Annotated in this window: 5 protein-coding genes; 1 reads left to right on the top strand and 4 read right to left on the bottom strand. The window is 70.7% G+C overall.

Annotated features, from left to right (window positions below):
* Positions 1–125: 125 nt before the first annotated feature.
* The gene (locus AB0C29_RS30130) at positions 126–1,016 is read right to left on the bottom strand and encodes an ABC transporter ATP-binding protein (RefSeq protein WP_360827117.1); all 891 of its coding nucleotides are present in this window, start codon (positions 1,014–1,016) and stop codon (positions 126–128) included.
* Between the two features lie 223 nt (positions 1,017–1,239).
* On the opposite strand from AB0C29_RS30130, the gene AB0C29_RS30125 reads away from it, so the two are divergent.
* Positions 1,240–2,535, top strand: a complete 1,296-nt coding sequence (locus tag AB0C29_RS30125; protein ID WP_360827114.1) for an ArsB/NhaD family transporter — start codon at positions 1,240–1,242, stop codon at positions 2,533–2,535.
* A gap of 13 nt (positions 2,536–2,548) precedes the next feature.
* Here the strand turns inward: AB0C29_RS30125 and AB0C29_RS30120 are convergent, their stop codons facing one another.
* Genes AB0C29_RS30120 through nhaA form a run of 3 tightly spaced genes read right to left on the bottom strand, consistent with a single transcriptional unit; the run spans position 2,549 to position 5,589 of the window.
* Entirely contained in the window at positions 2,549–2,995 is a 447-nt protein-coding gene (locus AB0C29_RS30120; protein WP_360827111.1) for a CBS domain-containing protein, read from the bottom strand.
* A 52-nt stretch (positions 2,996–3,047) separates the two neighbouring features.
* A complete protein-coding gene (locus AB0C29_RS30115; protein WP_360827108.1) occupies positions 3,048–4,262 on the bottom strand; it encodes a cation:proton antiporter in 1,215 nt (404 codons plus the stop codon).
* Positions 4,263–4,293: 31 nt separating this feature from the next.
* The gene (gene nhaA / locus AB0C29_RS30110; RefSeq protein WP_360827105.1) at positions 4,294–5,589 is read right to left on the bottom strand and encodes a Na+/H+ antiporter NhaA; all 1,296 of its coding nucleotides are present in this window, start codon (positions 5,587–5,589) and stop codon (positions 4,294–4,296) included.
* Positions 5,590–5,834: the final 245 nt, after the last annotated feature.

Genomic DNA, 5,834 nt, shown 5'->3' with positions numbered 1-5,834 from the left:
CACCAGGGCGGACATGCCGGCGGCGACGGCGATGACCAGCCCGGCGCCCCGGCGTACCTGCCGTATCGCCAGTCCGGTCACCGCGCGGCCCGGCGCCCGCATCGCCGCGGCCGGTGCGACCGCGGTCATCGCGTAGCCTCGCCGTAATAGGCGAGGAAGATCTCCTCGAGGGTGGGCTCCCGCACCGCCAGGGTGGACACGTCCGCCGCGGCCAGCGCCCGCAGAGCCGGGGCGGGCGGCCCGGTCAGGGCGAAGCGCAGTCGTCCCGGGCCGACTGTCTCGAGGCCCTGCACTCCGGGCACGGCGCCCAGGTCAGGTGCCGTACCGGTGTATCCGACCTCGACCTCCGTGCGGTGCAGCCGGCGCAGGCCGGCCACCGTGGCGACGTCGACCAGCTGCCCGGTCCGCAGGATGGCGACCCGGTCGCACACGGCTTCGACCTCGGAAAGCTGATGCGAGCTCAGGAAGACGGTCTGACCGCGTTCGCGGGCCTCCCCGACGGCCCGGCGGAACTCACGTTCCATCAGCGGGTCCAGGCCGCTGGTCGGTTCGTCGAGGATCAGCAGCGGCGCCCGGGTGGCGAACGCCGCGATCAACGCGACCTTCTGGCGGTTGCCGGTCGAGTAGGTCCGCGCCGGCCTGCCGGGATCCAGGGCGAACCGGTCGATGAGCTCGTTGCGGTAGGCACTGTCGACGCCGGGACCGGTGCGGCCCAGCAGCTCAAGGATCTCCGCGCCGGTCAGCTGGGGCCACAGCGCCACATCCGCGGGCACGTGGGCCAGCAGCCGGTGGGCGGACGCGACGTCGCCCGCATCGGTGTCGAAGATCCAGGCCCGGCCGCCGGTCGGCCGGGCCAGGCCGAGCAGGAGCCGGATGGTGGTCGACTTGCCGGCGCCGTTCGGGCCGAGGAAGCCGAAGACCTCACCGGGCGTGACACTGAGGTCAAGATCGACGAGGGCGCGCAGGCGCCCGTAGGACTTGGACAGTTTGTCGGTACGCAGCGCGGCAGCGCTCATCGCGACCTCCGGGTCGACAGCACGATACGACTGCCGACCAGGCTTCCCGGCGCACCTGGAACGACCGTACTCCCGGCTGTCCAGCGAGGTGTGACGGGTCACCGCATGTCGTGGGTCAGTCGCCGGGTGACCGCACCGGCGTGCTGTTAGGTTGATCGAAGGTGTGCCGGGAAGTCTGGTCGGCGATCGATGACCGCTGGCCAAAACACCCGGGAGATCACACGTGGGCGCGCTCGCCTGGATCGCAGTCGCCGTCTTCGTCGTCGCCTACGTGCTCATCGCCACCGAGAAGATCAACCGGGTCGCGGTGGCCCTGGGCGGCGCCTCGATCATGCTGGCGCTCGGTGCCACGAACGCCGAGCACGCGTTCTTCTCGGAGGACTCCGGGATCGACTGGAACGTCATCTTCCTGTTGCTCGGGATGATGCTGATCGTCGGCGTGCTGAAACGCACCGGACTGTTCGAGTACGTCGCCATCTGGGCGGCCAAGAAGGCCCGGGGCCGGCCGTTCCCCATCATGGTGATCCTCATCGTGGTCACGGGGGTGGTGTCCGCGGCCCTGGACAACGTCACGACAGTCCTGCTCGTCGCCCCGGTCACCCTGCTGGTCTGCGACCGGCTCGGCGTCCCGCCCATCCCGTTCCTCATCGCCGAAGTGCTGGCTTCCAACATCGGCGGCACCGCCACCCTGGTCGGCGATCCGCCCAACATCATCATCGCCAGCCGCTCCGGACTGACCTTCAACGACTTCCTCAGCGTGCTCGCGCCGTTCGTGCTGGTGGTCCTGGTGGTCCTGGTCCTGTTGTGCCGGATCATGTTCCGCAAGGCGTTCCGCTACGACGCCGAACGCGTCGCCCGGGTGATGGCCCTCAAGGAGCGCGACGCGATCCGCGACCGCCGGCTCGTGGTGCTCAGCCTCATCGTGCTCGGGGCCGTCCTGGTGGCGTTCAGCCTGCACACGGTGCTGCACCTGGAGCCGTCAGTGGTGGCCATGCTGGGCGGGCTGCTGCTGCTCGCGGCGTCGCGCCTGGACGCGACGGACGTGGCCAAGGACGTCGAGTGGCCCACGCTCATCTTCTTCGCCGGGCTGTTCGTCATGGTCGGGGGCCTGGTCACCACGGGGGTGGTCGACACGCTGGCCCGGGCCGCGACCAGCGCCGTCGCGGACAAGCTCTGGCCGGCGACATTGCTGCTGCTCTGGGCCTCGGCGGGGCTGTCGGCGATCGTGGACAACATCCCGTACGTGGCGACGATGAGCCCGATCGTCGCGGAACTCGTCGAGGCGTCCGGCGGCAACGACAAGGCCGAGGTGCTCTGGTGGGCGCTGGCGCTCGGCGCCGACCTGGGCGGCAACGCGACCGCGGTCGGCGCGTCGGCCAACGTCGTCGTGCTGGGCATCGCCGAACGCGCCGGGCACCGCATCACGTTCTGGGGTTTCACCAAGTACGGCCTGATCGTCACCGTGATCTCGGTGACGTTGGCTGTGCCGTACCTGTGGCTGCGGTTCTTCGCCTTCTGAGCCGGGCGGGCGCTCAGGTGCCGAGCATGCGGTCCAGCAGCCCGTCCAAGGTGATCGCCCCGGTCATCACCCGGTTCTTGTCGACGACCGCCACCAGCGGCACGTTCGACCGGGCCATCACCGCGGCCACCTCCAGCAGGGTGGCATCGGCGCTGACCGCGGGCAGTTCCGGCCGGTTCCTGGGCAGCAGGTCGGCAACCGTCCGGTCACCGATCCCCTCGAAGATCACGTCGGCGGCCGCCTCGTCGATCACCCGGGCCAGCGCCGGATCGTCCTGGCAGTACGACGGCAACGCCATCCGCAGGACCTGCGTGCCGGCCAGGACGGTGAGAGGACGGCCCTGACGGTCGAGCACGATCAGCCCCGGCAGGTCCTGGGCGGCCAGCACCCGGGCAGCCTCGCGGGCCGGGGTGTCCTCACCCACCGCGCTCATCTGGATCGCCACGTCACCAGCGTGCATACCGGTCTCCTCCGTCGCGTTCCTGCCTCTCCCTACCGTACGGCTCCCTCGCTCACCTGCGCCGCACGGCCCGGACCCGGCGACGGAGCACCCCGTGCCAGGCCGGCACCTCGGCTTCCTCGTCGAACGCCCGGGCCACCACGACATCCGTCGACGAGTGCAGGACGATCGACACGACGATGGTCAGCGCCACCAGGTGGAAGATCTCGTCCGCGGCCACGATGCCCGACTCCAGGACGATCAGCCCGTAGACCACGGAGGCGAAGCCCTTGGGGCCGAACCACATCGCCGCGGCCTGCTCCCGCAGGTCCAGCCCGGACCGCAGGAACGACAGCCACAGCGCCACGGGGCGGGCCACGAAGATGGCCAGGAACGCGAACACCCAGCCCGCCCAGGAGATCTCGGCCAGGAACTCCAGCGAGATCAGTGCGCCGAAGACCAGCAGCGCGGCCAGCTTGAACAGCTCGGCGATGTTCTCCCCGAAGTGCTCGAAGGCGGCGCGCTGCCGCGGTCCGAACGTGGCCACGGTGATACCGGCCGAGAACGCGGCGAGGAAGAGATTGGCGTGCGTCGCCTGAGACACGCCGAGCACCAGCAGACCGATCGCGAGCCCGTTGAGCGGCTCGTACGCCGTCGAGGCGGAGAAGAACCGGGTGCGTTCCAGCAGGATGGCCGCCACCGGGATCACCACACCGACCACCAGCCCCAGCGACACCTCCAGGGCCAGCTCACCGAGATGCAGATCGTCGGAGCCGGCGGCCACGGCGAGGAAGACGATCACGAACGGCAGCGCCAGCCCGTCATTGACGCCGGACTCGACGTTCAACAGGTGCCGCAGCCGGGCCGGCACCTTGTCGTTGCCGACCAGCGCCGAGGCGAACACCGGGTCCGTCGGGGAGAGGATCGCGCCGATCAGCAGCGACTCCGCCCAGCCCAGCCCGACGACGTAGTGGGCGGCCACGGCCGTCACCAGCAGCGTCAGCGGCAAGCCCCAGCCCAGCGCCCGGCCGGGCAGCCGCCACGCCGAGCGCAGGTCCGCCCAGCCGACCCGCATCCCGTCGGTGAACAGCACCGCGAACAGAGCCAGCTCGGCCAGCGTGCCGACGATGGGTGAGTCGGCGCGCACGTCGAGCACCCCGGTCGTGTCCGGGCCGAGCACAAAACCGGCGACCAGGAACAGCACGGCAGTGGACAGGATCGTCCGCTTCGCCAGCGCCGACACCAGCACCGCGGCCAGCAGGACAGCGGCGAACGTCAACAGCAGCATGCGGTCCTCTCTCGCTGCCCGGGCGGCCCGCTCATCCCTGATACACGTCGGGGATGGCGTCGCCGTCCCGGTCGACGCTCTCCTCCTCGCAGATGCGCCGGTAGGTGCGGTTCCGGAGCCGCAGGACGACCGCGGCCAGCAGGGCCGCCACCAGGGAACCGGTGAGCACGGCGACCTTGACACGACCGTCCAGCTCACTGCCGACGCCGAAGGCCAGCTCACCGATCAGCAGCGAGACGGTGAAGCCGATGCCGGCCAGCACCGACAGCCCGAAGACGTCGATCCAGGCCAGACCGGCGTCGATCCGGGCGCGGGTGAACCGGGCCACCAGCCAGGTGGCCGCGGTGATGCCGATCGGCTTGCCGATCACCAGACCGGCCATGATCCCCACCGCCACCGGATCGGACAGTCCCGAGAACAGACCGCTGAGCCCGCCGATGGCCACGCCGGCCGACATCAGCGCGAACACGGGCACCGCGAAGCCGGCCGAGATCGGGCGGAACCGGTGCTCGAAGTGCTCGGCGAGACCCGGCCCGGCCTCAGGGCCGCCGGCCTGACGGCTGCGCAGCACGGGCACCGCGAACCCGAGCAGGACCCCGGCCACGGTGGCGTGCACGCCGGAGGCGTGGACCAGCGCCCAGGCCGCGAACGCCAGCGGCAGCAGCAGCCACCACGACCGGACCCGTCGCTGCACCAACAGGGTGAACAGGCCGAGCGGGATCAAGGCAGCGAGCAGTGGCAGCACCGAGAGGTGCGCGGTGTAGAAGACGGCGATGATCACGATGGCGAGCAGGTCGTCGACCACCGCGAGGGTGAGCAGGAACGTGCGCAACGCCGTCGGCAGGTGCCGCCCGATGACGGCGAGCACGGCCAGCGCGAACGCGATGTCGGTGGCCGTCGGAATCGCCCAGCCCTCGGTCGCGCCACCGGTGTTGACGATCACATAGAACAGCGCCGGGACGATGACGCCACCGAACGCGGCAGCCACCGGCACCGCCGCGCGGCGAGGATCCCGCAGGTCACCGGCGACGAACTCCCGTTTGAGCTCGAGGCCCGCCACGAAGAAGAAGATCGCCAGCAACCCGTCGGCCGCCCACGACGCGACCGACAGGTCCAGGTGCAGCGCCGACGGGCCGAACGTGAACCCCAGCATCGAGAAGTAGCTGTCCGACCAGGGGGAATTGGCCCAGATCAGAGCTACGAGGGCACCGGCGAGCAGCAGGGCCCCACCGATGGTCTCCTTGCGCAGGATGTCGGCGATGCGCCGAGCCTCGGCCCAGGAGCCCCGGCTGAGGACATGGGCGGTCCGGCGTGGTTCGAAGGTCACAGGCGCTCCGTCTTTCGGGGTCGGCTCGGACGTTGCCGACCAGACTTCCCGGCGCACCTGCCCGGCAGTCTAGCCGCACAAACTATCCGGGTCCGGCGACACGGGGGACATCACAGCCGGATGAGTTCCACCGCCGCCGTCCCGGCCGCGCATGCCGCCTGCACCCCGTCGGCCAGCCCGGCGAGCAGCGCCGGTTCCGCAGCTCGCGGGTCGGCCACACCGGCCACCGCGGACCACTGCTGAGC

The sequence above is a fragment of the Actinoplanes sp. NPDC048791 genome (genome assembly GCF_040650095.1).
GTDB lineage: Bacteria > Actinomycetota > Actinomycetes > Mycobacteriales > Micromonosporaceae > Actinoplanes.
The sequence above is the reverse complement of the archived record's forward strand: the minus strand, read 5'-3'. Positions and strand labels throughout refer to the sequence as shown.

Coding starts and splice junctions, on each gene's coding strand:
- AB0C29_RS30130 (WP_360827117.1), bottom strand. CDS start 1,016: ATGAGCGCTGCCGCGCTGCGTACCGACAAACTGTCCAAGTCCTACGGG.
- AB0C29_RS30120 (WP_360827111.1), bottom strand. CDS start 2,995: ATGCACGCTGGTGACGTGGCGATCCAGATGAGCGCGGTGGGTGAGGAC.
- AB0C29_RS30115 (WP_360827108.1), bottom strand. CDS start 4,262: ATGCTGCTGTTGACGTTCGCCGCTGTCCTGCTGGCCGCGGTGCTGGTG.